Origin of the sequence: Lentilactobacillus kefiri (genome assembly GCF_007989105.1) — a bacterium.
Taxonomy (GTDB): Bacteria; Bacillota; Bacilli; order Lactobacillales; family Lactobacillaceae; genus Lentilactobacillus; species Lentilactobacillus kefiri.
On the sequence record NZ_BJVK01000001.1, the window covers coordinates 145,862 to 171,600 of the forward strand.

The window sequence follows — 25,739 nt, forward strand, 5'->3', positions numbered from 1 at the left end:
TCTCTTACTACAGATATTTAACGCCCGGTCCAGGTTGGGCAACCGTGACTTTTTCATTACCAAACAGTTTGCTGAAAGTTTCGGTAATCGTTTTGACGTTCTTGGCTTGGCAAATGACTTTGACATTGGGACCTGCGTCAATTGTATAGTAACATTCGATTCCCGAATGTCGCAGCCGTTTGACTTCATTCATTGCATCCAACGTGTCCCCGTTAAAATACAGGAAATCGGGATTGGAGCTGAGGGTTAACGCATGCATCCGCATGGCGTTCAACTCGCTAATCGTGCCAAATCGCGTAAAATCATCATCATGAATGGCACTTTTAATGTTTTGGAGATCCGACTCAACGACTTTCACCCAGGTTGGATAGTAAGGGGAGGTTGTGACGGAAAGGGCCATTCCCTGACGACTGGAGATTGGCTTCTGCTGCTTTTCGACAGTTAACGCGATGATTCTGATGTCATCCAAATTAGGTGTCTCAATTGGAACAGCAAATGAATTCCGATCTTCAGTGCCTTTTTGCCATTCAACAAATCCGCCAAAAATTGACCGGCATGCTGATCCGGATCCTCGTCGGGCCAGTCGTGAAAGTTCCTGATTATCAAGATTCATATTGGCAGCTTTGCTGGCTGCCGCAGCCAAGGCGGCAAACGCGGATGCTGATGAAGCTAATCCAGCTGCTGTCGGAACGTGGTTGTAAGAATCCACGTTGGCATTGAGCTTAATGCCGGCTTTTTGACGAACAATCTCCAGAAAATCATGAACTCGCTGCCAGCTGTTGCCGGACACTGCCTGATCATCAATTGAAACGTTGTCCCGGGTTAAGCTTTGATCAAATGAAACGGTTGTTTTCGTGTAAAACTGATCCAAGGTTAATGAAAGACTGCCGGTATATGGGATGATCATGTCGGCATTTTGTTTGCCCCAATATTTGATCAGAGCAATATTTGTATGTGCAATGGCTGTGACTGCATTATCTGACGAGGTTGTCATGTGCTTCTCCTGTTGAAAATTGATAGTTCTTAAATGATTGAATCCATGTCTGGGTTGCTCCGGCTTTTCTTAGTGCGGTTGAAATCTGTTGGGCATCTGTCTGGTTCTTTGCCAAAGCAATGACACAGCCTCCCAAACCGCTACCGGTTAGTTTGGCGCCAAGGGCGTGATTATCACAGGCAATTTGGCAGAATGTATCCAGAGTGTGATTGCTGACCCCCAATTCTGCCAGATCGTGTTGCGATTGGTTCATCAGCTTTCCCAGCAGTTCATCGTCGGTCGTTGCCAATGCCTCACGGGCTGATTCGGCAATCTTGCCAAGCTCGTTAATCAACGGCTGAGCGGTTTCCGGTTCATCGACCACGTTATCGTGGACGAGGGAAACGGCTTCAGAAGTCTTTCCCTCGATGCCGCTGTCGGCAATGACCAAAGAAGAGGTCGGCAGGTTGAAATCGATTTGTTCGTTAATTTCATTTTTGACAAACCAAATTGGCATATTGGAACTGGCAGTTGCCGAGTCCAAACCGCTTGGGTTGCCATGGGTAATCTTTTCTTCAATGTTGGCTAATTTCAATAATTGGGATCGGGTTAAATTGACTTCGAAAAAGTCAAAAAAAGCCCGTACAATTGCAATTGCAGTTGCGGCAGAAGAACCCATTCCCCGTTCAGCCGGCAGTTTGCTTTGGATATTTAGGTCAAAAGCAATATTTTGTGCGCCGAATAAACTGATGAGGTGATTTGTTAAAGTTTTTACGCCAAGTAAATTGTCGGCCATTTCATTAATCGGGCCATCAAAATAACGGCAGTGAATTTCTTGACCGTTTTGAATTTTCTCGATAGTGGCAGTAACATCCACAGAATAGATTGGAATCGCGATCGCAGGCTTGCCATAAACCACATTGTGCTCGCCAAACCAAATTATTTTCGCATAACTTTTTCCGGTTGCTTTATTTTTCAACTTTATCCGCTCACTTTCAAACATTCCAATTTTATCATAGTTCACTGGTTCAAGAACGTTTTAAAGATATTTTTAGAGATTCATAAATAATTCGGCTTCTTTCCATGGTAGATTATCACATCTTGCTTGTAGTATGATTAAAGTTAGTGAATATTTAATAAACGTCAGCTAATAAGCTCAGATTGGTGAATGACATGAATTCAAAAACCACCTTTGCAGTTGTTGACATTGAAACGACCGGAACGGACATCTCCGCTGACAACCGGACGATTCAGTTCAGCTGCTGCTTAGTTTCTAATAATAAAATAATTAAAACATTTGTGACCGACATTAATCCGCAACGCGAGGTTCCCAACCGGATCGTTCAATTGACCGGGATTACCAACGAACGTCTGAAGAAAGCGAAGACGTTTGATCAGGTGGCCGCACAACTTTATTCCCTATTAAACAACACGGTCTTTGTTGCCCATAATGTCAATTTTGATTTTCCATTTTTAAATGCCGAGTTTCAAAGAGTCGGCTATCCCGAATTACAAATTGAAGCAATTGATACGGTTACGTTGAGCCAAATCCTACTGCCAACTTTGTCCAGTTACCGGCTTCAGGATTTGAGTGCCTACTTTAATATCGTGCATGATCATCCGCACACTGCCGATAGTGACGCGCTGGCAACAGCCAAGCTGCTGTTGATCCTGCTACGGCAAATTCAAATGCTGCCCCGAATTACTTTGGAACAGATTATCAGCATTAATCCATCCCTGCCTCAAGACACGATGCAGGTCTTTTTGGATGCTGACGAGGCGAACCGCAAACGGGTCCATACACCAAAGTTGCCTGATCAATTACGGATTTCTTCGGGATTGGTTCTTCGTAAACATGAACCGATGGATACGGATGACGACAATGATAAACACACTTTCAGATATCCCAAGACCAAGAAAGCCAAGCAAAAGATTTTGCCGGATAATTTGGAATCCCGTCTCGAACAAAATAAAATGATGAATCTGATTTATAATAATTACGCTGATCCCGAACATCATGCTGCCAAGACCTTATTAATCGAAGCCCCAACCGGAATCGGCAAGAGCTTGGGGTACTGTTTGCCGTTAAGCTATTTGGTTTCCAAGAAAAAGCCGGCGGTTATCAGTACGTCGACGACTTATCTGCAATTTCAGTTGCAAAACCAAACCCTGCCGCTTTTGAACGAAGGACTGCCGTTTAAGGTTCACAGCGTTATTTTGAAGGGTGCCAGCCACTACATTGATTTGTATAAATTCCGCAACCTGTTATTTGTACCGGACAGTTCCAGCCAAACGGCGTTTATCAAAGCTCAGATTTTGGTATGGCTGACCGTTACCACAACCGGTGATTTGGATGAACTTCATCTAAACGTTGACCAAACACCATTTGTTTGGAAGATTCAGCATACCGGTGTCAAGTGGCTCGATCCAAATGAACCGTTTTATGACGACGATTTTCTCCGCTATAACTTGAAGAAAGCTGACAGCGCTGATTTTGTGATCGTCAACCACAGTTATTTGATCAAAAACTGGCAGTATTTTAAGAGCTTACCAACCAAGCCATATTTATTGATTGATGAAACTCAGCAATTTTCAGAAACGGCCATTCGAAATAATCAGGAAAAGATTAATCCGTTGGCATTAATAACTGAAATTAACAAAATTTTGGGGAATATCAACGGGACTCACGAAGATAATATTAAAGAAATCGTCGGCGACGACGCTATCCTGGCTAACGCAATCAACCAGTTGGACTCGGAATTGCGACAAGGGAAAGACTTGATATCATCAGTGATTGATACTTTCTTTGCGCTCGTTGTGAAGGGCAAACGGCTTCATCGAAACAATGACTTTTTTGAACGACTGATTCCGATTGGTGAGATGAAAACTGTTACCAATGCCAACCAAGCGTCGATTAATGCTTTACATGATCTCCATGAACGGCTGGACAGTTTATTGGCAACCTTAAACACCCAGATTGACCATAATGCCGATGTATATACCAACCATGATTTCTTGAGCATTTATTCCTTCTTTGAAAACTATAATGAGTTTAATCATAAGCTGCGGTTACTGGTGTCAATTATTGATGTCGATGATCAATCGATTGAGCAGCACGTTACCTGGGTGACGGTTAACAGTGTCAAAGATGTCAACAGCTTGACTTTGAACCGCGGAATCTTGAAGACCGAAGACTATCTGAAGGAACATGTTTATTCGGCTTTTGAACCGGTTACCTTTACAGGGGCGACAATCTTTTCGTCACGGCGCTCCCAGTTTATTTATAATTTGCTTGGGATTAATCGGGAAGATGCTTCTATCAAACGGCTTAAGAGTGACTTTAATCCGCAAGACCAAGCCCGTTTGTACCTGGTCACCGGTACCAATGATCAAAAGTTCGCGACTAATTCGGACAGTTATCTTCAAAAGGTTGCCGCTAACATTGAAACAATTTATAAAAACGAACCACGGCAAACGATGGTCTTGTTTAATTCGCTGAATGCGATTGAGCGGACGTATCATTTGCTGCAGGAAAGTGGTTTTACGGCAACGCACTTTGTTTTGGCTCAGGGCGTTCACGGAACTGCTTCTAAAATCAGCAAGCAGTTTATTCACCATGAACCGGCAATCCTGTTGGGTGCCAATACATTTTGGCAGGGGGTTGATTTTCCCAGAAATCTGCTGGAAAATCTGATTGTGGCTCAATTGCCGTTTGACACCCCGTCTGATCCATATAACCATGCCTTATACTCCATTGAGCGCAGTAAAGGTAAGAATCCCTTTTACAGTATTACACTGCCTAAAGCGACATTAAGGCTGCGTCAGGGGATGGGCCGTTTGCTGCGGACTAAGGATGACTTTGGAACGATCTTTATTTTGGATCCGCGCCTGTTATCCAAGCGATATGGAAGTACGATCCTTGCCAATTTGCGGAATGATATCCCTGTGATCAAGGGCAACATCGATGACTGTGTTTTTGACATGGTTAAGTTTTTTGAAAGCAGGAATTAATGTGCGTCTGCCTGCCGGTTTATTTGCTATAATTAGAGATAACGAAATTTGAGAGGAAGATAACATGCAACGGCATCGAAGAGTTAAAAAACAATCATATGTTAAAATTTCCTGGGTCGTTATCGCCGTCATTTTAATTCTGTGCTTTACGTTCTTTATTATTTTTCATACAGCCGAACGGCCAATGACAATTGCCCGTGGGCAAACTGAAACGATCGCCAAGAAATATGCCGGATTGCGGGATGTCAACTCCTTTTATACCTCAAATCTGGGGAAGACCTATTACTCGGTATCCGGAATTGATAACAAAAATAAAAACGTTTTTGTGATCGTTGCCAAAAAGGGCGGTACTGTAACCGTCATTAACAGCAGCTCAGGTATCAGTGAACAACAGGCCAAGGACGTCATTCAACGGCAAAAGCATCCTTCAAAGTTTAACGGAATCGGACTGACATTAATTAAATCCAAACCATATTGGGTTGCCAGCTATATGAATTCAAAAGGTCGACTGTGTTTTACAACGATTAGTTTTAAGAATGGCCAAATCTATAAATCTATTGAGAACATTTAAAGTATGAAAGGACACTTCAATGAAATTTTCTGAAAGGGCAATGCAGGTAACGCCCTCTGCAACCGTAAAGGTTTCAAACACTGCCAAAGCAATGATCCGCCAGGGAATTGACGTGATTAACCTTGGAATCGGTGAACCCGATTTTAAAACACCAAAGGTTATTTCCGACGCGGCCATTTCAGCGATCCAAGCGGGCAAAACCAGTTTCTACACCCCTGCAAGCGGACTTCCACAATTAAAGGAAGCCATCGCCAATCGAATTAAGCAGGATTATGGGGTAATTTATCCTGCTGACCAAATCAGTGTGACCAGCGGTGCCAAAATGGGTCTGTATGTTTTAATGCAGGCACTGGTTGATCAGGGGACGGAAGTTCTGTTGCCAAAGCCCAGTTGGGTCAGTTACAGACAACAAGTTCTATTGGCTGGTGGCAAGCCGGTCGTTGTTGAAACCGGGGATGATTTTAAAATTACGCCCGAAACGCTGGATGCAGCAGTTACCAGAAATTGTAAAGTACTGGTCATCAACTCACCACAGAATCCAACCGGAACGGTTTATTCCAAAGATGAACTGGCGGCCATTGGTAAGTGGGCCGTTTTCCACAACATTATCCTGATTGCAGACGATATTTACGGCAAGCTGGTTTATAATCAAAATGCCTTCTATTCGTTGGTTCAGGCTGGTGATGAAATTGCCGCTTCCACCGTTTTGGTCAATGGTGTTTCCAAAGCCTATTCGATGACCGGCTGGCGGATCGGTTACGTTGCAGGAGCTCCCGAATTAATCAGCAAAGTCAACTCAATTCTTTCCCACTCAACCGGGAATCCGGCTACGGTTAGTCAATATGCTGCGATTGCGGCTTTTGAATCGGATCAATCCGAAGTTGAGACGATGAGAAAAGCCTTTGAAGAACGGCTGAATAAAATTTATCCATTGGTCCAAGAGATTCCCGGGTTTAAATTAGCTGCCAAACCCCAGGGAGCCTTTTATCTGTTCCCAAATGTGGAAGAAGCCGTTAAGCTTGCGGGGCTCAATTCTTCAGCAGAATTAGTGGATGTTCTTTTGAAAAAGGCCCATGTGGCAGTTGTTGATGGGGATGCCTTTGGAATGTCCGGTTATCTGCGATTGAGCTATGCGGCAAGTTTGGAGAACCTACTGACAGCCGTGGAACGCATTACTAAATTTATGAATCAATTTTTACAAAAACAAACATCTGGAGGAATCGGAATTGAAACAGATTAGTATGGTTGACGCGCCAAAATACGTTAACGAAAAAGTAAAAATCGGCGTTTGGTTAACCAACAAACGATCAAGCGGTAAAATTGCCTTTTTGCAATTACGTGATGGCACAGCTTTTTTCCAGGGAGTGGTTGTTAAAAACAATGTGACTCCGGAAACATTTGAACTTGCAAAAGAAGTTAAGCAAGAAACCAGCATGTGGGTAACAGGAATTATTCATGAAGATTCCCGTTCCAAATTTGGTTACGAAATTGAAGTTGAAACCATTGATGTCGTATCCGAATCTCATGATTATCCAATTACACCCAAGGAACACGGAATTGATTTCTTAATGGATCACCGTCACTTGTGGTTACGTTCAAGCCGTCCCCACGCTGTTATGCGGATTCGGAATGAAGTCATCAAAGCAACTTATGATTTCTTCAATGACGAAGGATTTATCAAGATTGATGCACCTATCTTAACCGGTAGTGCACCAGAAGGAACAACGACACTGTTCCATACTGAGTACTTTGACCGGGATGCATACCTGTCACAAAGTGGCCAGTTGTACGAAGAAGCCGGTGCGGAAGCATTTGGTAAGGTCTTCTCATTCGGACCTACTTTTAGAGCTGAAAAGTCCAAGACTCGTCGACATTTAATTGAATTTTGGATGATTGAACCAGAAATGGCATTCATGCATCAGGAACAAAGCTTGGAAATCCAAGAGCGTTACATTGCCTACCTGGTTACCAGAGTGCTTAAAAATTGTCAGATGGAATTGAAGACCCTTGACCGGGATCCTGAAATTCTTAAGAAATATACCATCTTGCCTTATCCACGAATCAGTTACGATGAAGCAATTGACATGCTCAAAAAGGGTGGTTTCGACCTTGAATGGGGTGTTGATTTTGGTTCACCTGAGGAAACTTTCCTTGCGGATCAATTCAATCAACCTGTTTTCGTTCTCAACTATCCTAAATCAATTAAGCCATTCTATATGAAGCCACATCCAACTCGTGATGACGTTGTTATTTGTGCTGACTTGTTGGCACCTGAAGGCTATGGTGAAATTATCGGTGGTTCTGAACGGGCAACTGATTATGATTACCTATATGACCAAATTATCAAGGCCGGCTTGGATCCTAAAGAATACTCATGGTATCTGGATCTTCGTAAGTACGGTAGTGTGCCTCATTCCGGATTCGGTTTGGGACTTGAACGTGCATTAACTTGGTTGACTGGAGAGGACCATGTTCGTGAGGCCATTCCATTCCCAAGATTGATTAACCGAATTTATCCTTAAAATGAATGTCGTGAATTGATTTTTGACAAGCCGAGGTGATTTGAATGGATGATTACGCTCATGGCATCCTTGATGAAGGTCAAACAACCATTAGCAATTACTTGTTAAATAATTACCACAAAATCGGGATCAATAATCAGGAAATGTTTATTTACATGTTGATTAAGGGTAATCATGACTTGGTTATTCCAATGCCTGAAATGGCTGATCTTCACGAAAAGACAGGGTATTCAGAGCAGCAGCTTTTTAATCTCTTCCATCAGATGATCGAAAAGAAATTAGCAAAAATTACCCAAGTGACAATTGAAGGCCAACAAGTCGATGCATATGATTTTACCCCAATGTATGAAAAACTATCGTTGCTTAACAACGATCAAGTTTCTCAACAGCGCGAGGTCCAATCACCCAAAATCGTCGACAGCCATGAACGACAGTCGGTGTTTGAGAGCATCGAAAAAGAATTTGGCAGAACCTTATCTCCAATTGAGATGGAGTCTATCAGCCAATGGTTGGATATTGATCACTATTCACCTGAGCTAATTCAGATGGCGTTAAAAGAAGCCGTTTTAAATCAAGTTTATAATCTTAAATATATGGATCGCATTATTGGTAATTGGTACAAAAAGAATTTGAAATCCCCGCAGCAAATTGAAGCGTATAAGAAAACCCGCAACAGTGGCCGTGCGGACGACATGTCCAATCAATATAATGGTCCCGATATTCCGTTTATTAATTTAACGGGGAATCCAGATAAATAATAAAAGACCGGTAAAAATTTTACCGGTCTTTTTTCGTACATAAAAAATGATAGGACTCCTGAAAGTTCAAGAGACCTATCATTGTTTTTGATTGATTATTGATTCTTTGTGTTGTTATTGTCGCTATTGTTACCATCGGTATTGGTGTTGCCACCATTATCCGGAGTGGTATTGCTACCACTGCTGCTATCCGTTGAGCTGGACGTAGCAGAATCGCTTCCAGATCCATTGTTACCGTCGCCGCCACTTGGTTTTTGTTCAGATGGGGTCGACTCTGATGTTTCGCTGGAACTTTCAGCACTGCTGGAGCTCTCGTTTGCTCTTGGTTGGGTAACAACCGCTGAGCTGGAACTTGAGCTGCTGTCAGTCGTGTAACCGCTGGTGGTTTGATTGGAACTGTTGTCGGTAACCGTTCCAGGATACCCGGCAACGTAATACTCGGTTTGACCGCCGCGATTTGTTGCGACAACGTCGCTTGGTTGTGTCCAATCAGTATTTGGTTTGTCTTGAGAGATATAGCCCATGACGTTCTTGTAAATTTGTTGGGCAATCGTTGTTTGCGCTGATGTCACGTACGAATTAGCTTTAAATTGATGATCATATCCGGTCCAGATCGCCAATGAATAGTTCTTTGTGTAACCGGAGAACCATGAGTCCATGGTTGACATAGCTGGCACTTTGTTCAAATAGTCGTCTGGATACTGAGTTGTTCCGGTTTTACCTGCTTCATAGAGCCCAGAAACCTTCGCTGCGGTCCCTGAACCCTCTGAATTGGTCATAACACCCTTCAGCATATTGGTAATCATAAACGCGGTCGCAGGGGACATTGCCCGCTTGCCTTTTTTATGATATTTATGAGCAACACCGTTTGGTTGAACGATCTTTTTAATAAGATATGGTTTGTAATAGGTTCCGCCATTTGAAAAGGCAGCATATGAAGCAGCCAGTTGTTCAGATGAAATATATAAGCCAATCCCATTTTGAATTTCGAGTGGTTTCTTAAACGACATTCCCAAATTCTTCAAGAAAGTTGTGGCTTTTGGAACCCCGACATTTTCAAGGGTTCTGATTGCCGGAATGTTTCGGGATTCGACCAAAGCCTTTCTCATTGTAATGGTTCCCTGATACTTATTATCGAAGTCATAAACCGACTTGCTGGTTCCCGGATAAACGTATGGGGTATCTTTTACAGGTTGGTAAGTAGGGTATTTAAGGTACTGAATCGCAGGGCCGTAATCCATGATCGGCTTTGCGGTTGATCCGGATGACCGTCCGGTTTGAACCGCTCGGTTAAGTCCGAATGCAACCTTGGTTTTTCGGCCACCCTGCATGGCGACAACTTGACCGTTATTGACGTTGACAATCGTGGCACCAACTTGGAATCGATTGTTAGGGTATGCAATGGTTGGATCATTATTGCTGATCTGGTAAAGTTTCTTTTGGGCACTCATATCCAAGTTGGTATAAACTTTCAAGCCACGATTTGGCTTGTAGCCTTTTTCTTCCAGTTCTTCAATTGTCTGTTTCAAATAAGAATCAATGTATCTGGATGTCTTAACCGACGTGGTTGCCTTTGAATGGGTCTTTGAAAGGCCACTCTTAACACTGGTATTCTTCGCGCTCTGTGCCTGTTGTTGGGTAATGGCCTTTGTCTTGACCATTGCATCCAGGACTTCATTTCGGCGCTTTGTCGCGTATTGTGGGTACTTATATGGATTGTAGAGCGTAGGTGATTGCGGCATACCGGCAAGTAAGGCAAACTCTGGCAGCGTTAGATGTTCAAGTGTCTTGTTATAGTAGAATTCCGCTGCGGTTTGCATTCCATAAACTCCGTTACCCATGTAGACCTTGTTAATATAGAATTCCAAAATCTGACTCTTGGTATATTTATTTTCAACTTTAATTGCCAGCCAGGCTTCCTGCGCTTTTCGCTTTAAAGTTCGGTCACTTGCGGCGGTTGAAAATACTGAAAGCTTAACCAGTTGTTGGGTTAACGTACTTCCACCTTGAAGGCCCATCGATGAACCGGTTAAATTTGAAACCGCGGCACCGACAATTCGGATCGGGTCAACACCATGATGTTTGTAAAAACGTCGGTCTTCAATTGATACAACCGCTCGTTTCAATGTTCTGGGAATTTTGTTGGACTTAACGTAATCACGATTTTGACTTCCCAGACGTGAAATAACTTTTCCGTTGGCATCATAAAATTTCGTGGAATTATCACTGGTCAGTGCGGAATGAGTGATCCGAGGAGCACCTGCAGCGTAATAAGTAAACAGGCCGGCACCAAAAAGAAAAAGGGCGCCAACTAAGATTAAAGCCCATTTAAGAATTCTCCGAAATGGACCTTTCTTATGGGTAGTACTAAACTGTCGTCCGCGCCGGACTTCAGCACGTGAGTTCTTAGGATTGTTCTGTGACATAGAGTTCTCCTTTGTAACTTATTCGATGATAGAATCAACTGCACGAAGATAGGGTAGTAATGGGTTGATCCTATATTTGATTAAAAAGCCGTCTTGCTCAATGACTTTTCGAGGAATGGATTTACGGCCGCCTTTGTCCTGATTGTCCCAATACTTAATCAAGTCGGTCGCTTTTAATACATAAACTGACTGGTCAGAAATAAATTTGATAATTGCAAAACAGATTCCCTGCTGTTCAAGACATTGACGCATATGTTCAACCTGATGTTTGTGGAAGTTCTTCAGTGGGAAAGAAGTCTTATTCTTAGTTTCCTTGGCATCAAAGTCAATATATTTTCCACGGTAAACACCATTGTAGTCAGTCGTTGAAGCCCTGCGAAAATAAGCCTCTTTGATTCTGGCAGCACTTCGCTTGGGATAATCAACGGAAACAATTTGAATTGGGGTCGGCTTTTTGTGGACAACCGCAATTCCTTCACGCAGGTAATACTGATTGCTTTTGTTAATCTCATCTTCCAAAGTCATTCCACGATTGGAAAAATCAATCGAGTCATTGTGCAGATTTGAAGAGGCTGGTTGTTCGTGGAACTGATTTCCATTCGGGTATCTAATCGTCATTGAACTCTGGCTTCCTTTATTCTGAATAGTTATATTGTACTTCATTTAACTTAATAATAACTACAATAATGTTATTATACCAAGTAGAGAACCTATTTAAAATATTTTATCGTAAGGGTGATATCATGAGCCGCTTGTGGGTAACCGGCTATCGCAGCTATGAATTAGGAATTTTTAAAGATGATGAGCCAAAGCGAAAGGTGATCGATTCAGTTCTCAAAAGCGAACTGACTCAGGCAATTGTCGACGGGATGGACTGGCTGATTTCCGGTGGCCAATTGGGCATCGAACAGTGGGCACTTGAAATGGGCCAGAATTTAAAAAAAGATTATCCAGGCGAGTTTCAAACGTCCATGATGTTACCATTCGACCAGTTTGGCAGCAATTGGAATGAAAATAATCAGGCAAAGCTGCAGGCCCTAAAAGCCAAGGTTGATTTTTCCGCATCAGTTTCTCAAAAGCCGTATCAATCTCCCCAACAGTTAAGAAATTACCAAGAATTCATGCTTAGCCATACAGATCAAGCATTATTGATATATGATTTAGATAATCCAGGCAAATCGCAATATGATTATGACAAAATTAAAAAATTTGCAGAGAATCATCCCTATCCGTATAAGCTAATTACTTTCGACGATTTACAGAGCGCTGCGGACGAATATCAGGAAAACTTGAATAATAGTGTTCAAGATGACTAATTTATGATATTATTTTAGGTGGTTTGTTGCAAATAGTGAGGTGTAACCCATAAATGGAAAACATTAATTATACTCCGAAGGACATTCTTCAAAAAGAGTTCAAGCAAAAGATGCGTGGCTATGATCCTAATGATGTTGACAGTTTCTTAGACGATATCATTAAAGATTATGAAACCTTCAACAAAGAACTCCAGTCTCTCAGCGATGAGAATGAACGTTTAAAAGTCCAAGTTGACGAATTGAATAAACAGCTTGCTGTTTCAGGTTCGCAACCAATGCCATCGGCACCAACCGGCACAGCCCCAACCAGGACTGCTCCAAGTCAACCGATGTCAAGTGCAACCAACATGGATATTTTGAAGCGTCTTTCAAATCTTGAAAGACGAGTCTTCGGATCACAGCTTGATAATAATACCAATGATTCACACAGGCTTTAAAGCTTGCATATAACTAAATGGTGTAAATCCTGAGTAATTGCGGTCGTATTATTACGGCTGAGGAAAGTCCATTCTCGCACGGGCTGAGATGCCCGTAGTGTTCGTGCTCGGTGAAAAAATAAGCCGGGGGACTCTTTGTGAGTTACGGCGGATATTAAAGCTAAGGCTTTGCTATGCTTTAATTCCCTAAGGTGCCACAGTGACGAATGGCATAGGAAACTATGCTGATGGAACGCGGTAAACCCCTCGAGCGGGAAACCCAAACTTTTGGTAGGGGAGCTTCACACACGGTAAATGAACCAAGTGTGGGGGAGAAGTACTTCGGTATTTCTCAGATAGATGATTACTACTTGTTGCATCGTCCTGGGATGTAAGAAGCACAAAACATGGCTTACAGGGATTTACACCAAACAGGTTGAGTGGGAGCTTGCTCCCACTTTTTTGTTACCCAGAAAATGAAATGAGATGGCTAAAATGAAATTTAAATTAATCGCTACATGTGCCGCCGGAATTGAGGCACTCGTTGGAAAAGAAATGCGTGACCTGGGCTATGATGTTCAAGTTGAAAATGGCCGGGTAAGATTTACCGGTGATGAGCGGGATATTATTAAAACTAATCTTTGGCTCCGGACTGCTGACCGAATCAAGATTGTGGTCGATGAATTTGATGCAAAAACTTTTGATGAGCTCTTTGAACAGACAACTGCAATTGCCTGGGATAAGATGCTGCCCATGGATGCTGCCTTTCCCGTTGAAGGCCGTTCCAGAAATTCGAAGCTCCACAGTGTGCCTGACTCTCAAGCGATTGTTAAAAAGGCGATTGTTAATGAATTGAGCATGGCTTATCATCGCCACACCAGATTACCCGAAACCGGTGCCAAATTTCCTTTGGAAGTGGCAATTAACAAAGATCACGTCATGTTGACGTTGGATACCACGGGTTCCAGTTTGTTCAAACGGGGCTACCGGGTTGAAAAGGGCTCTGCACCACTGAAAGAAAATATGGCTGCGGCATTGGTTATGCTTACCAGCTGGTTCCCGGAAATGCCATTTTTGGATCCATTTTGTGGTTCAGGAACCATTCCAATTGAAGCTGCGATGATTGGCAGAAATATTGCGCCCGGTTTTAATCGTGACTTTATTTGTGAACAATGGCCATGGATTGATGCTGACATGGTTCAAAAAGTTCGTGACGAAGCTGATTCAAAAGCTGATTACGATATTGAATTAGACATTTCTGCCAGTGATATTGATGGTAATATGATTGAAATTTCCAAACGCAACGCTGAAGAAGCCGGCTTACTGGCTGATATTCATTTCAAACAGTTGGCAGTGGCTGATTTTAAGACCGATAAGGTAAACGGTGTAATCGTTGGAAATCCACCATACGGACAACGAATGAGTGATGAGGAGCATGCCCATGTATTGTATAAGCAAATGGGCAAGGTCTTTAATCCACTAACCAGTTGGTCGAAGTATTTCCTCACGTCAGATTTGGACTTTGAAAAGTACTACGGTGCCAAAGCAACAAAACGCCGGAAATTATATAACGGATCCATTAGGACGGACTATTTTCAATTTTGGGGCAAGAAAGTTCGAGATTTGCGCAGTTTGGACCAAATTAAAGCGAAATAAGTTCGAAAATATGCTAAAATAAGAACAACTTGGTGAAAAGAAGTGGGTAAATGGTTAAACAAGTCGCAATCATTGGCGGTGGAATTATTGGTGCTACTGCTGCCTTTTATTTGAGTTATTTGCAAGGTAACGAAAATGTTCAAGTGACATTATTTGATGACGATCACGGTCAAGCAACCAAAGCGGCATCGGGGATCATCTCGCCATGGCTTTCAAAGCGCAGAAATAAGCGCTGGTATGCGTTGGCCAAACGTGGCGCGGAATTATATTCGGATTTGGTTAAAGCTGCTCAGCTGAGCGATAAGGCCTATCAACAGACCGGAACGATTGTGACCAGAAAGAATCACGAAGATCTGTTGAGTCTCTATCATGACGCCCAGATTAAGCAACAGCAGACGCCGGCAATGGGCCACGTTGAGTTGTTGGATGCAGATGCCGTCCAGAAAAAAATGCCCCTGCTGACAAATCCTCCAGAAGGAATTTTTGTGAGCGGTGGGGCACGAATTGATGGAGCCGATTTTGTTAAAGAGTTGTTGGAACATGCTGAAGCTAATAATGTTCAAGTAAAACACGAACGAGTTTCAGTATTGCCTAACGGCGACGTTCGCAGCTCGGAAGGCACTCAAACGTTTGATCACGTGATTGTTGCTACCGGTGCCTGGATGCATGAAACGCTGGCGCCTTTGGGGCTCAATGTTAAGGTCCGACCACAAAAAGGTCAACTGATTGATTTGACTGTGGCCATGCCATCAAAATGGCGCAATATGCCTGTTATGATGCCGGAAAGCATGAGTGATATTATTCCTTTCAATGGTGGTAAATTGGTTATTGGCGCAACTCATGAAAATGACGAAGGCTTTGACTTAACACCAAAGCCAGCCGCTCGCAATCAGTTGTTCGAAAACGCAAAAGCGTTTATTTCAACTTTGTCAGAATCACAAATTACCGACATGCGGGTTGGCACTCGAGCCTATACCGGTGATTTTGCGCCATTCTTTGGTGCCTTACCGGACTTGTCATCATTTTTGGTTGGCGGCGGCTTGGGATCTTCAGGCCTGACAACCGGTCCAATCATCGGTTACTTTCTGGCTCAAGCAGTTCTGGGTAATCATTCTGATGATTGGAGCCGTTACACGAAGCCAGTTAGTTCGTACATTGGTTAAATTGAGTGGAGTGCCTGAATTGCCAGGGTATGAGCACCCATATTTTGGCTGTCGGGAATCCATGTATTGACGACCGTATCAAATTTACCTTGCAGATCCAACAGTTCATCAACATACTTTTCAAAGTGTTTAGCATATTGCTTATTTAAACTGTCCGAGACAATTTTACTGTCGGTATTAAAAAAGATAATTTCCGATGGATCAATTTTTAGGGCAATGAGTTTTTTAAAGCCATCGATTGCGGCGATAAACTCTGCTTCATGATTGTTGGTTGGTTCAATGACTTTATTTAATTGGAGCTGCTTGCCATTGTGAACAATTAATATTCCAATTGCGGTATGACCAGTGTGTTGATTGACGGCAGCGTCTGTATATAGTTTAATCATTTATTTACACTTTCTTTAAGGAGTTTTATTATGATAACCCAAAAGCGTCACTTCTTTTATCAGCCAAGCCCACTAAGCAGTATTATTTGTTGGAGCTGGACGTTAGTCATCTTTTTTATTGGTGTCATTATTTGGCTTGAAATAACCCATTTTCAATGGATTACTTTATTTTTCTTCGTACTATTTGCTGTGATTGCATGGGCGGAAATTCATTTTCGCAGCATCAATGTTTATGATCATAAATTTGTGGTCAGTCGGATTACTAATCCTCATTGGCTGACACTCGATCTTGATCAAATTTCACATGTCACCACGTCAAAATATCAGCTGGCATTCGTTGCCAATACGAAAATCTATAGTTTCATTTTACCTGCTAATTCTGTCATTGAAATAAAAGAATTGATTTCCAACGAATAATCTCTGCTGTTGTTGTCTGTCGATAGTTATTTTAGGAGGGTCATGAATCATTATGAAGAGCGATGTTGAAATTTCCCAAGAAACTGCTATGGAACCAATTACAAAGATTGCTGATAAAATCGGAATCACTGATGATCAAATCGAACAATATGGTAAGTATAAAGCCAAAATCAATTTCGACCCAACAACTGAAAAGTCAAATGGCAAACTAATTTTGGTCACTTCCATTAACCCAACGGCTGCCGGTGAAGGTAAGACAACCGTTACGATTGGTCTTGGTGATGCCTTAAACGAATTACATAAAAAAGTTGTTTTGGCTCTCCGTGAACCATCACTTGGCCCTGTTATGGGAATGAAAGGCGGCGCTACCGGTGGTGGTTACGCCCAAGTTGTTCCGATGGATGACATTAATTTACACTTTACCGGTGATTTTGATGCATTAACAGAAGCTAATAATACATTGGCAGCTTTGATTGATAACCACATTCAACACGGTAACCAATTGAATATCGATCCTCGCCAAATTACTTGGAAACGGGTAATGGATGTGAACGATCGTGAATTACGTCAAGTTGTTGTCGGCCTAGGTGGTCGAACATCTGGTGTTCCACGTCAGGATGGTTTTGATATCACCGTTGCAAGTGAATTGATGGCAATCTTATGCTTGGCAACCAGTTTGACCGATCTTAAGAAACGCATCAGCAAAATGCTGATCGGCTATACCTATGACCGTCAGCCGGTAACCGTTGCTGATTTGCACGTCCAAGGTGCTTTAACATTATTATTGAAAGATGCAATCAAGCCAAATTTGGTTCAAACCATCGAACATACACCAGCCTTTATTCATGGCGGTCCATTTGCCAACATTGCCCATGGCTGTAACAGTATTTTGGCTACTCAGGCAGCTCTTCATTTTGGTGATTATGCCATTACAGAAGCCGGATTCGGTTCAGACCTTGGTGCTGAGAAATTTATGGACATTGTGACACCACGACTTAAGCAATCTCCTGATTGTGTCGTTGTTGTTGCGACTGTTCGGGCACTGAAACTGAATGGTGGTGCTGACAAGAAGGCATTAAACGACGAAAATTTGGATGCTCTCAAGAAGGGAATCGTTAATTTGAAGCGTCACGTTGAAGGTATGCAGCAATATGGCAAGCCGGTTGTTGTGGCAATTAACAAGTTTGCCAGCGATACGGAAGCTGAATTGAGCTATCTTCAAGATTATGTCACAAACGAATTAAAAGTTACCGGAACCATTATTAACAGTTGGGCAGAAGGCGGCAAAGGTGCAATTGATCTTGCAAAAGACGTTATTGCAGCCTGCGATCAACCTGCTGATTTCCATGAGTTATATTCAGATGATGATCCTTTGGAAGAAAAAATGAACAAAATTGTTACCACAATTTACGGTGGTGATGGAATCGAATTCTCAGGAAAAGCCAAAACAGCATTGAAACGCATCAAAAAGCTTGGCTATGACAAGTTGCCTGTCTGCATGGCTAAAACCCAGTATTCATTTACAGATAATGCCAAACAGTTGGGCGCACCTGAGAACTTCAAGATTCACGTTTCAGATCTACAATTAAAATTGGGAGCAGGATTTATTGTTGCCCTGACGGGAAGAATTTTGACCATGCCTGGTCTGCCAACTCATCCGGCAGCCCTTGATATGGATATTGATGAGCAGGGACGGATTACCGGTCTGTTCTAAGAGGAGCGATTAATTTGCCAGTTATTTACGCGATAGGAATCATTGTACTAATTGTCATTGACCAATTAGTCAAACACTTTGTGGTGGCTAGTCTGGCACTTGGTGAATCTTTTTCAGTTGTTAACGGGGTGCTTTCGATTACCCGGATTAACAATACTGGGGCGGCATGGAGCATCTTATCCGGCCATCAGTTTGTGTTCGTCATCATTGCCATTTTCGCTGCGGTGTTGGTTTCTTATTTCATTGTTAAATACTGGTCAAATATTCCTTATCGGATTGGACTCGGTTTATTGCTGGCAGGGACCCTTGGAAATGTCATTGATCGAGTCGTCAATAATCACGTGGTTGACATGTTTCAACTGGATTTTATTAATTTTCCCATTTTTAATTGCGCCGATATGTATTTGACGTTTGGAATATTGATTTTAGCAATTGCTATTATCAGGGAAGGTTGATAAGAGGTTGAGCGCTACGTTGAAAAAATTTACGATTGATGGACAGACTGGCCGATTGGATAAAATTGTCTCTGAATTGGATCCTTCAGTCAGCCGTTCAAGAGCCAAGAATTTAATTGATGATGGTCACATTTTGGTGAATGGTCAAACAGTCAAGCCAAAGTATAAAGTCAGTCACGCCGATGAAATTACTGTTGAAGAGGTCAAACCCAAGCCAATTAGTTTGGAACCTGAAAACATCCCACTGGACATTGTTTATGAAGATGATGACGTCATCGTTGTAAACAAGCCACAGGGAATGGTGGTTCATCCATCGCCTGGTCATCCCGACCACACTTTGGTAAACGCACTGCTGTATCATAGCCCGCTTTCAACGATTAACGGCGAGTTTCGTCCCGGAATTGTCCATCGAATTGATAAGGACACTTCAGGATTGTTGATGGTGGCCAAAAACGACGATGCTCACAAGTTCCTATCCCAACAACTGAAGGCTCAAAAAAGCTTACGAAAATACGTTGCTTTGGTTCACGGAAGAATCAATGAGGACTCTGGAGTTGTGAATGCGCCGATTGGCCGTTCTCCAAAGGACAGGAAGAAGCAAGCTGTTGTGGCCGATGGCAGAAGTGCAGTGACGCACTTTGAAGTGTTGGAACGGTTTGATGATTACACGTTGGTATCCTGCCGACTGGAAACCGGCCGAACCCATCAGATTCGGGTGCACATGAAGTACATCGGTCATCCAATTGTTGGTGATCCGCTTTATGGTCCGCGAAAGACAATCAAAGGCCACGGGCAGTTTCTTCACGCCCAAGAGCTGGGATTTGAACATCCGAAAACTCATGAATTAATGGTCTTTTCTGCACCAATTCCACCAATATTTGAAAAAACACTAAATAATTTACGATTAAACAACGCTCTAGGATCTTGACAATCCGGCGTTGTTTTCATATTCTGAAGAGGTATAGCATTTTAATGCAATTATCAGGGACAAATGTTACTCAATTAAGGAGCTTTAACTAATGGGAAAGATAATATTAGACAAAATGGCCATGCAGCGGGCCTTAACAAGAATTACTTATGAAATCGTTGAGAAAAACAAAGGTGTCGAAGATTTGGTTTTAATCGGCATTAAGACCCGAGGAATATTTTTAGCAAATCGAATTGCTGATCGGCTCCAACAATTGGAAAACGTTTCAATTCCCGTCGGTGAATTAGATATCACAAATTATCGTGATGATATTGAACACGATGCAGTCAGCACCGATGTCAAAATGTCCAACAACAAAATTAACTTTTCCATTGAAGGAAAACGGGTTATTTTGGTTGATGATGTTTTATATACCGGAAGAACTGTTCGAGCTGCACTTTCTGCAGTTATGGACCTCGGACGTCCCAAGAGCATCAACTTGGCAGTTTTGGTAGATCGCGGTCATCGTGAATTACCAATCAGAGCTGATTTTGTCGGCAAAAACATTCCAAGTTCTCAAAAAGAAAAGATTAAGGTTTATGTAACAGAGATTGACGACAAGGATGCTGTTGAACTCATCAAATAATTCTTATTAACGAGGAGTCAGCATGACGGAAAGATATTTAATTTTAGAAGATGGATCCGCATATGCTGGAAAAGCATTTGGATCACTTGCAACTACGACTGGTGAAATTGTTGCCAATTCGACAATGAACGGTTATCAAGAAATTATCTCCAATCAGATCTACCATAACCAAATCATCGTTTTCACTCAGTCATCTATTGGAAATACCGGGCTCGACCAAAATGCGTACGAGTCTATTTTGCCATCCGCAAAGGGTGTCATTGTCCGGGAATATGAAAACCTGGCAACTGACCACTTTAAGCGGATTTCTTTGGATAAATATTTAAAACAACATAAAATTCCGGGGATTTATGATGTGGACACCCGAGAGATTCGGCATCATTTACAAAGACGTGGCAACATGAAGGCCAGCATTGTTGATGTCGCTGACGACCATGCCTTTGACCAGCTGCACGCAACCGTGTTAACCAATCAACAAGTTGCTCAAGTAGCCACACCCAAGCCATTTCCCAACCCTGATGAAGGGGCAAATGTTGTTGTGGTGGACTTTGGATTAAAGAGTGGGATTTTGCGTGAATTGTCACACCGGGATTGTAACGTAACGGTTGTTCCCTGGGACTTTTCAGCGGCTCAAATTTTAGACCTTGATCCTGATGGAATCGTATTATCCACTGGACCAGGTTCACCAGCCAACTTACCAACATCCGTATTAAAAATGATTACCGAAGTCCAATCACGGGCACCGCTGTTTGCAATTGGACTCGGTCATGAGTTGTTCGCATTAGCCAATGGTGCAAAAATTTCCCAGTTAAATGTTGAACACCATGGAAGTAATCATCCGATCAGAGAAATTATTACTAATGAAATCTTCTTTGCTGGCCAGGAGCAAGGGTACGCGGTCGATCCCAAGTCGATTGATCACGCCCAACTGTTCATCACTTACGTTGATTTGGTCAACGGAACTGTCCAGGGATTAAGACATCGTGATTACCCCGCATTCTCCGTTCAGTTTTCACCTGATGGCGCACCAGGTCCCAAAGACAGCGTCGGCTTGTTTGATGACTTTATGGAAATTATGGCAAGAAGAAGGGACAACAATGACGATAGATATTAAAAAAGTTTTGATACTCGGCGGTGGTCCCACAAATATCGGTCATGAAAATGAGTTGGACGCAGCAGCGTTTGAACGACTAATGGCGTTGAAAAAAACCGGTGCCAAGATTATTTACGTCGATAACAACGCTTTTTCAGTGACGACTGATGAGATTCAGCCTGCCAACGTTTACGTACAAGAAGTCAACTTTCAAAATACTGTCAATATCATTGAAAAAGAAAAGCCGGATGCGGTTATGGCAACCACTGGTGGCTTAAATGGCATGCAAATTGCTTGGCAATTAGCTGAAAGTGGTATTTTGTCGTCTAATAATATCACCTTGCTTGGAATCAAACCGGCTGATTTACGAAAGGTCATGGATAATCAAAAGCTCCGTGATACCTTAACCGAGATTAACGAAAAAGTGATCGCGTCAAAAATCGTTGCAAATGATGACGAGGCCATGGACTTTATTCGTGAAGTAGGATTTCCTGTCATTGTGAAGCCAATGTCATCCAGTCACGATACCAGTCGATTCATTTGTAACAATACAGATGAATTGGAAGATGCCCTTGATGTCAGTTTTAAGCGGACTTACATTAAGCGCTGTTCAATTGAGCAAAGTATCGTTGGTTACAAAGAAATTGAAATGGTTGGAATTCGTGACGCAAACGGTAATAAAATCTTGATTTCAGGAATGGAAGACATGGATCCAATTGGGATTCATTCAGGGGATTCAATTATTTTTGCGCCCACCCAAACGTTGATTAACGAAGAATATCAAGCGCTCCGGACAGCCACATTCCGAATCATGGATGCACTGAATATTACCGGTACCTGTCACGTTCAATTTGCCCAATCAAGAACCAGTTCCAACTATTTTGTCACAAAGGTCAGTCCATTCTTCACCCGGAACACCATTTTGGCAGCCAAGGCGACAGGCTATCCATTAACCTATGTCTCAAGCTTTCTTGAGTTGGGGTGTAATCTTACGGAAATCAAGTTACCAAGCAAATACAGCAAGTTTTTGGCGTTTATGGAGCCAACCATGGACCATGTGGTTGTCAAAATTCCGTTATGGCCGTTCCGAGACATTACGGATGTTGATCAACATTTAAATACTTTAATGAAATCGGTTGGTTCAACCATCGGAATTGGCCGCACGGTTGAAGAGGCAATTATCAAATCAATGCATAGTTCACAATTTTCACCGCGAGATGTTTTACCAAGTGTCTCAACGGTTGATGACGATGATGTGATCAACCAGTTGATTCATCCTTTGGCAAGTCGAATTCTCATTTTGATGGAGGCACTCCGACGGGGATTCTCAATTGATGAACTTTCAGAATTGACGCAAATTGATCGGTTTTATTTCTACAAGTTAAACCAGTTGCTGAGGGCGCAGGACTTTGTCGTTAACAATCCACTTTCACCACAATCAATTGAAATTGGCCATAAGTATGGTTTTGGAGACGGAATGCTTGCTGAATTGTGGCAAGTGAACATCTCAAAAATTCAGCAAATGAATCAAAATTACCATAACCGGGTAACTTACAAAGCAATTGAACCCAGTGCTGGCGAGTTCTTGGAATGTACAAACATTTTCTACAGCAGTTACGAACTGGAAAATGAAAGTCGGCCGTTTACAGAAAAAAGTGCATTGGTCATTGGTCGGGGAGGTAATCAGCTGGGACCCAATTCCGCTGCTGATTACTATACATCCCAGATCCTCAGATCTTTGCATAAGTGCGGCTATAAGACGATTATCATGAACACGAATCCCAATGCGGTATCACTCACGCCACAGTTGAGTGATAAACAATATATTGAGCCGATTCAGCTTGGAAACATCCTCAATATCATTGACCTTGAACAGCCTGATGTGGTTATTTTACCTGGTAATCGACATTATCTGTCTAAACAGTTAAAACAATTTAAAAATTTGAATATTCTTGTTTTGCCGCCAGACCAAAAAGTTGCCACATACAATCAAAAGCATGCGACAACGGCAGTGGACTTGTTTATTGAGGGCGATGAAGTCTTACCAGTAACGACAATTTCGTTTGTGGGTAAAGACCAAATGACCGATCTTCGATTTATTAACGATTATAAAGAGCCGATGGATAATTGGCAGACGGATGAAGCTAAATTAATTGCTGATGCTTCGAAGAATATTGATACGCATGAATGGCAAGGATTAGTGCAGGTCTTGTATAATACAACTGGCGATTCTAATTATGAGATGACGGGTATTCGGCCAGTTCGAATTACTGAAACGGCATTTCTGACTAAAATCACGGGTATTAACTGGATCAATGTTTTGGTTCGTAAATATCTTGGGAAACTCGATTTGGATTCTCTCAAGGATGATTTAAAGCCGACAGAGCATCAGCGGTCCGCAATCATGACCGCTCATTTCCCGTTTAGAGAGCTCCAATCTGGTCGCTCGGAAGGGACCACGAAACAGGAAGTTGGCTCTTCGCTTTCCTTTAAAAATTTTGAATAATCAAAAAGCATTTCGACAAAATGTCGAAATGCTTTTATTTTCTTAATTTATCAACCAGTTCTTCATCCGGCGTTACAAACAATGTTGTTTGGCTGTCATAGATGACATATCCTGGTTTGGTTCCGTTTGGCTTACGAATGTTCTTCACTTTTGTATAGTCAACTTGTACCTTGGATGATTCCCGTGCTTTTGAGAAGTAGGCTGCCAAATTTGCGGCTTCAGCCAACGTTTGTTCCGATGGGTCAAAGCTTCGAATGATAACGTGGGAGCCTGGAATATTCTTCGTATGCAACCATGTGTCCCGCTTATCAGCAGTGTGCATGGTCAGCTTTTCGTTTTGCAAGTTGTTCTTTCCAACCAGAATTTCGGTTCCGTCAGTTGAAACAAATTTTTCCGGCTTGGCAATCTTTTGACGTTTGTTTTTCTTCTTTTTGTTCTGTTCATGGTCACGTAAGTAATGACCTTGTTCCAGTTCATAACGAATATCGACAAGATCTTGCGGATCGGCCAACTCAATCTGGGACTGAATATTTTCAAAATAATCAATTTCTTGTTGAGTGAGTTTGATTTGTTCACCGACAAATTTAACGGCATTCTTTAATTTTTGGTATTTCTTAAAATAACGCTGCGCATTTTGCGAAGGGGACTGTTGATTCGACAGCTGGATTTTAATTGGCTTGTCTTCCTCGTAGTAGTTTGGCAATTCAATGGAGGTCATTCCACGATCGACTTTGTTCAAGTACGTGGTTAAAATCTCACCTTTAACCCGATAGTCATCGGCATTTTCTGTTTCTTTCATATCACGTTTGAGCTTTTTTAGCTTATTTCGATTTTTCTTTAATTGTTTTTTGACAACTTGAATTAAAACGGAACCTTGTTCCCGAACGCGGTCACGTTGTGCTTTGCTGGCATAAAACGCATCCAATAATTCACTTAAAGTTGGGAAAAATTGATTTTTGGTTGTACCTGGGTAAGGAAATGCGGTAAAATTAATCTTGTTACCTGCAACATGGCTAAAGGTTGGCTTTGGAGAACCGAAATTCTTGAAGAAATCTTGGAAGTTCTTTTCAACATTCTCATCCTTATGCAAACTATTTGCAAGTGCCAAAGATGTGTCATTACCCAATCCTTGGACAGTCTTACGTAAATTGTCTGCTAACATATCGACATTTGGGAAATCTGTAATTAATTTCTTAATCTTGTCGAAATCAGTCATCTTAAATGGATTTTGCAAATCCTGCTTTGGTGGCTTTACATAAGTGGCACCAGGAAGAAGCAATCGATATCGGTTCACATCTGAGCCAACGTGTTTAATTGCGTCGATTATTTTGCCGGATGCCTGGTCCACTAAAATAATATTGCTATGTCGCGCCATTATTTCAACGATCAAGTCTAGTTTTGTTTGATCACCCAGTTCATTTCGAGCGGTAAAGGTTAAAGTCAAAACCCGGTCGTTTTCTTGTTGGGAAACGTCGACCAGAATACCACCACTCAAATGCTTTCGCATAATCATTGTAAAGTTTGTTGGGACGCTTGGATTAACATAGGGCACCTTCGTTATTTGCACCCGCGCATACGTTGGGTTGGCCGATAACAGAAGCTGCTGATTTTTCCCGTGAGCTCGGATAGTTAATATGAGCTCATTTGGATAGGGTTGATTAATTTTACTGATCCTTCCGGTTTGAAGAAGGTCGGTTAATTCTTCTTTCATAGAATGGGTAAAAGAACCATCAAATGACATCTTATCACTCACTTTCGTATAAGTAGCATGTACTAGTATAGCGCACTTTCCTTACTGATGCT

Annotated in this window: 22 protein-coding genes and 1 other RNA gene; 17 read left to right on the plus strand and 6 right to left on the minus strand. The window is 42.1% G+C overall.

Going from position 1 to position 25,739, the window contains the following annotated elements; genetic code table 11:
- Positions 1-7: 7 nt before the first annotated feature.
- Together mvaD and mvk are read right to left on the minus strand one after the other, a co-directional pair.
- Positions 8-994 carry a diphosphomevalonate decarboxylase gene (gene mvaD / locus LKE01_RS00735; RefSeq protein WP_057962357.1) on the minus strand — a complete coding sequence of 329 codons (987 nt, stop codon included), beginning with the start codon at positions 992-994 and terminating at the stop codon, positions 8-10.
- Positions 975-1,952 carry a mevalonate kinase gene (gene mvk / locus LKE01_RS00740; protein ID WP_057962374.1) on the minus strand — a complete coding sequence of 326 codons (978 nt, stop codon included), beginning with the start codon at positions 1,950-1,952 and terminating at the stop codon, positions 975-977. Before mvk ends, mvaD begins: the two co-directional genes overlap by 20 nt.
- A 194-nt stretch (positions 1,953-2,146) precedes the next feature.
- On the opposite strand from mvk, the gene LKE01_RS00745 reads away from it, so the two are divergent.
- The 5 genes from LKE01_RS00745 (at position 2,147) to LKE01_RS00765 (ending at position 8,835) form a co-directional block, all read left to right on the plus strand.
- The gene (locus LKE01_RS00745) at positions 2,147-4,984 is read left to right on the plus strand and encodes a helicase C-terminal domain-containing protein (RefSeq protein ID WP_057962356.1); all 2,838 of its coding nucleotides are present in this window, start codon (positions 2,147-2,149) and stop codon (positions 4,982-4,984) included.
- A gap of 64 nt (positions 4,985-5,048) precedes the next feature.
- Positions 5,049-5,555 (plus strand): cell wall elongation regulator TseB-like domain-containing protein, encoded by a 507-nt coding sequence (locus LKE01_RS00750; RefSeq protein ID WP_057962355.1) that lies wholly within the window; start codon positions 5,049-5,051, stop codon positions 5,553-5,555.
- 19 nt (positions 5,556-5,574) lie between these two features.
- Positions 5,575-6,795: a pyridoxal phosphate-dependent aminotransferase gene (locus tag LKE01_RS00755; RefSeq protein ID WP_057962354.1), complete on the plus strand. Its 1,221-nt coding sequence runs from the start codon at positions 5,575-5,577 to the stop codon at positions 6,793-6,795.
- On the plus strand, positions 6,782-8,077 hold the full coding sequence (gene asnS / locus LKE01_RS00760) for an asparagine--tRNA ligase (RefSeq protein WP_054768877.1): 1,296 nt from the start codon (positions 6,782-6,784) through the stop codon (positions 8,075-8,077). The genes LKE01_RS00755 and asnS overlap by 14 nt, the downstream gene beginning before the upstream one ends.
- A 44-nt stretch (positions 8,078-8,121) precedes the next feature.
- Entirely contained in the window at positions 8,122-8,835 is a 714-nt protein-coding gene (locus tag LKE01_RS00765; RefSeq protein WP_054768876.1) for a DnaD domain-containing protein, read from the plus strand.
- 95 nt (positions 8,836-8,930) lie between these two features.
- Here the strand turns inward: LKE01_RS00765 and LKE01_RS00770 are convergent, their stop codons facing one another.
- Together LKE01_RS00770 and recU are read right to left on the minus strand one after the other, a co-directional pair.
- Complete coding sequence (locus LKE01_RS00770; RefSeq protein WP_057962353.1) at positions 8,931-11,261, minus strand: PBP1A family penicillin-binding protein; 2,331 nt, start codon at positions 11,259-11,261, stop codon at positions 8,931-8,933.
- A gap of 18 nt (positions 11,262-11,279) precedes the next feature.
- Positions 11,280-11,879, minus strand: coding sequence for a Holliday junction resolvase RecU (recU, locus tag LKE01_RS00775; protein ID WP_054768875.1), 600 nt, complete (start codon positions 11,877-11,879; stop codon positions 11,280-11,282).
- 125 nt (positions 11,880-12,004) lie between these two features.
- Between recU and LKE01_RS00780 the strand changes: the two genes are divergently transcribed.
- The 5 genes from LKE01_RS00780 to LKE01_RS00800 all read left to right on the plus strand — a co-directional run bounded on the left by LKE01_RS00780 (position 12,005) and on the right by LKE01_RS00800 (position 15,812).
- Complete coding sequence (locus LKE01_RS00780) at positions 12,005-12,577, plus strand: SLOG family protein (RefSeq protein WP_057962352.1); 573 nt, start codon at positions 12,005-12,007, stop codon at positions 12,575-12,577.
- 53 nt (positions 12,578-12,630) lie between these two features.
- Positions 12,631-13,014 carry a cell division regulator GpsB gene (gpsB, locus tag LKE01_RS00785; protein WP_054768874.1) on the plus strand — a complete coding sequence of 128 codons (384 nt, stop codon included), beginning with the start codon at positions 12,631-12,633 and terminating at the stop codon, positions 13,012-13,014.
- A 25-nt stretch (positions 13,015-13,039) separates the two neighbouring features.
- Positions 13,040-13,413: RNase P RNA component class B (gene rnpB, locus LKE01_RS00790), an RNA gene on the plus strand.
- A 66-nt stretch (positions 13,414-13,479) separates the two neighbouring features.
- Entirely contained in the window at positions 13,480-14,649 is a 1,170-nt protein-coding gene (locus LKE01_RS00795; protein ID WP_057962351.1) for a THUMP domain-containing class I SAM-dependent RNA methyltransferase, read from the plus strand.
- A gap of 50 nt (positions 14,650-14,699) precedes the next feature.
- Positions 14,700-15,812, plus strand: a complete 1,113-nt coding sequence (locus LKE01_RS00800; protein WP_054768873.1) for an NAD(P)/FAD-dependent oxidoreductase — start codon at positions 14,700-14,702, stop codon at positions 15,810-15,812.
- On the opposite strand, the gene LKE01_RS00805 is transcribed toward LKE01_RS00800, so the two are convergent.
- A complete protein-coding gene (locus LKE01_RS00805; RefSeq protein ID WP_054768872.1) occupies positions 15,809-16,198 on the minus strand; it encodes a ribonuclease HI family protein in 390 nt (129 codons plus the stop codon). The genes LKE01_RS00800 and LKE01_RS00805 overlap by 4 nt on opposite strands.
- Before the next feature lie 30 nt (positions 16,199-16,228).
- Here LKE01_RS00805 and LKE01_RS00810 point away from each other — a divergent pair, with 30 nt between their 5' ends.
- The 7 genes from LKE01_RS00810 (at position 16,229) to LKE01_RS00840 (ending at position 23,936) form a co-directional block, all read left to right on the plus strand.
- A complete protein-coding gene (locus tag LKE01_RS00810; protein WP_057962350.1) occupies positions 16,229-16,615 on the plus strand; it encodes an EbsA family protein in 387 nt (128 codons plus the stop codon).
- Between the two features lie 52 nt (positions 16,616-16,667).
- Entirely contained in the window at positions 16,668-18,329 is a 1,662-nt protein-coding gene (locus tag LKE01_RS00815; RefSeq protein WP_057962349.1) for a formate--tetrahydrofolate ligase, read from the plus strand.
- Positions 18,330-18,343: 14 nt separating this feature from the next.
- On the plus strand, positions 18,344-18,784 hold the full coding sequence (gene lspA, locus LKE01_RS00820; protein WP_057962348.1) for a signal peptidase II: 441 nt from the start codon (positions 18,344-18,346) through the stop codon (positions 18,782-18,784).
- Positions 18,785-18,803: 19 nt separating this feature from the next.
- Positions 18,804-19,712, plus strand: coding sequence for an RluA family pseudouridine synthase (locus LKE01_RS00825; RefSeq protein WP_054768871.1), 909 nt, complete (start codon positions 18,804-18,806; stop codon positions 19,710-19,712).
- Positions 19,713-19,803: 91 nt separating this feature from the next.
- Complete coding sequence (gene pyrR / locus LKE01_RS00830) at positions 19,804-20,337, plus strand: bifunctional pyr operon transcriptional regulator/uracil phosphoribosyltransferase PyrR (RefSeq protein WP_057962347.1); 534 nt, start codon at positions 19,804-19,806, stop codon at positions 20,335-20,337.
- 22 nt (positions 20,338-20,359) lie between these two features.
- Positions 20,360-21,451, plus strand: coding sequence for a carbamoyl phosphate synthase small subunit (locus LKE01_RS00835; protein ID WP_054768870.1), 1,092 nt, complete (start codon positions 20,360-20,362; stop codon positions 21,449-21,451).
- Positions 21,435-23,936, plus strand: coding sequence for a carbamoyl phosphate synthase preATP-grasp domain-containing protein (locus tag LKE01_RS00840; RefSeq protein ID WP_057962346.1), 2,502 nt, complete (start codon positions 21,435-21,437; stop codon positions 23,934-23,936). The genes LKE01_RS00835 and LKE01_RS00840 overlap by 17 nt, the downstream gene beginning before the upstream one ends.
- Positions 23,937-23,970: 34 nt before the next feature.
- Here LKE01_RS00840 and LKE01_RS00845 read toward each other — a convergent pair whose 3' ends face one another.
- Positions 23,971-25,677 carry an NFACT RNA binding domain-containing protein gene (locus LKE01_RS00845; protein ID WP_057962345.1) on the minus strand — a complete coding sequence of 569 codons (1,707 nt, stop codon included), beginning with the start codon at positions 25,675-25,677 and terminating at the stop codon, positions 23,971-23,973.
- Positions 25,678-25,739 lie beyond the last annotated feature (62 nt).

Coding starts and splice junctions, on each gene's coding strand:
- LKE01_RS00780 (WP_057962352.1), top strand. CDS start 12,005: ATGAGCCGCTTGTGGGTAACCGGCTATCGCAGCTATGAATTAGGAATT.
- LKE01_RS00745 (WP_057962356.1), top strand. CDS start 2,147: ATGAATTCAAAAACCACCTTTGCAGTTGTTGACATTGAAACGACCGGA.
- LKE01_RS00840 (WP_057962346.1), top strand. CDS start 21,435: ATGACGATAGATATTAAAAAAGTTTTGATACTCGGCGGTGGTCCCACA.
- LKE01_RS00755 (WP_057962354.1), top strand. CDS start 5,575: ATGAAATTTTCTGAAAGGGCAATGCAGGTAACGCCCTCTGCAACCGTA.
- LKE01_RS00795 (WP_057962351.1), top strand. CDS start 13,480: ATGGCTAAAATGAAATTTAAATTAATCGCTACATGTGCCGCCGGAATT.
- pyrR (WP_057962347.1), top strand. CDS start 19,804: ATGGGAAAGATAATATTAGACAAAATGGCCATGCAGCGGGCCTTAACA.
- LKE01_RS00750 (WP_057962355.1), top strand. CDS start 5,049: ATGCAACGGCATCGAAGAGTTAAAAAACAATCATATGTTAAAATTTCC.
- recU (WP_054768875.1), bottom strand. CDS start 11,879: ATGACGATTAGATACCCGAATGGAAATCAGTTCCACGAACAACCAGCC.
- LKE01_RS00800 (WP_054768873.1), top strand. CDS start 14,700: ATGGTTAAACAAGTCGCAATCATTGGCGGTGGAATTATTGGTGCTACT.
- LKE01_RS00815 (WP_057962349.1), top strand. CDS start 16,668: ATGAAGAGCGATGTTGAAATTTCCCAAGAAACTGCTATGGAACCAATT.
- LKE01_RS00845 (WP_057962345.1), bottom strand. CDS start 25,677: ATGTCATTTGATGGTTCTTTTACCCATTCTATGAAAGAAGAATTAACC.
- LKE01_RS00835 (WP_054768870.1), top strand. CDS start 20,360: ATGACGGAAAGATATTTAATTTTAGAAGATGGATCCGCATATGCTGGA.
- LKE01_RS00765 (WP_054768876.1), top strand. CDS start 8,122: ATGGATGATTACGCTCATGGCATCCTTGATGAAGGTCAAACAACCATT.
- gpsB (WP_054768874.1), top strand. CDS start 12,631: ATGGAAAACATTAATTATACTCCGAAGGACATTCTTCAAAAAGAGTTC.
- LKE01_RS00810 (WP_057962350.1), top strand. CDS start 16,229: ATGATAACCCAAAAGCGTCACTTCTTTTATCAGCCAAGCCCACTAAGC.
- LKE01_RS00770 (WP_057962353.1), bottom strand. CDS start 11,261: ATGTCACAGAACAATCCTAAGAACTCACGTGCTGAAGTCCGGCGCGGA.
- mvaD (WP_057962357.1), bottom strand. CDS start 994: ATGACAACCTCGTCAGATAATGCAGTCACAGCCATTGCACATACAAAT.
- LKE01_RS00805 (WP_054768872.1), bottom strand. CDS start 16,198: ATGATTAAACTATATACAGACGCTGCCGTCAATCAACACACTGGTCAT.